The sequence below is a fragment of the Kordia sp. E genome (assembly GCF_056033805.1).
Map to the genome: position 1 here is coordinate 1 of NZ_JBRASR010000008.1, position 1,095 is coordinate 1,095.

A 1,095-nucleotide genomic window follows, 5' to 3' on the forward strand; every position below is an offset into this window, starting at 1 on the left:
AGTCTGTTGTATTTGAGGTATTTCCACTTGTTACACTTCCATTTACTGTAAAGTCCTCGCTATCTTCCCCTACTGTATCATCGGTAATTGGAATACTAACATTCACACTTGTCTGTCCTGCTGGAATCGTTGCAGTAGTAGTAGTGCTAGTATAATCATTTGGATCTTCCGCTGAGTTATCTACTGTAGTAATACTAACTACTGTATCCACCGAGCTTGGATTGTCAATACTTACTGGTACAGATGCTGAGCCGCCGTCTTCTGCGATCGTTACATCGCCAACACTCATAGCTGGCGTATCATTATCAGTGATCGTTACCGTTCCTGAGTCTGTTGTATTTGAGGTATTTCCACTTGTTACACTTCCATTTACTGTAAAGTCCTCGCTATCTTCCCCTACTGTATCATCGGTAATTGGAATACTAACATTCACACTTGTCTGTCCTGCTGGAATTGTTGCAGTAGTAGTAGTGCTAGTATAATCATTTGGATCTTCCGCTGAGTTATCTACTGTAGTAATACTAACTACCGTATCTACACTGCTTGGATTGTCAATACTTACGGGTACAGATGCTGAGCCGCCGTCTTCTGCGATCGTTACATCGCCAACACTCATTGCAGGGGTATCATTATCAGTGATCGTTACCGTTCCTGAGTCTGTTGTATTTGAGGTGTTTCCACTTGTTACACTTCCATTTACGCTAAAGTCCTCAGTTGGTTCCCCTACTGTATCATCGGTAATTGGAATACTAACATTCACACTTGTCTGTCCTGCTGGGATTGTTGCAGTAGTAGTAGTGCTAGTATAATCATTTGGATCTTCCGCTGAGTTATCTACTGTAGTAATACTAACTACCGTATCTACACTGCTTGGATTATCAATACTTACCGGTACACTTGCCGGTCCGCCGTCTTCTGCGATCGTTACATCGCCAACACTCATAGCAGGGGTATCATTATCAGTGATCGTTACCGTTCCTGAGTCTGTTGTATTTGACGTGTTTCCACTTGTTACACTTCCATTTACACTAAAGTCCTCTGTTGGTTCCCCTACTGTATCATCGGTAATTGGAATACTAACATTAACACTTGTCT

General features: G+C 42.1%; 1 protein-coding gene. It reads right to left on the bottom strand.

The features are described from left to right. Positions 1-1,095, bottom strand: a 1,095-nt coding sequence (locus tag ACUUYC_RS25280; protein WP_474270600.1) for a Calx-beta domain-containing protein, incomplete at both ends; no start/stop codon positions are given.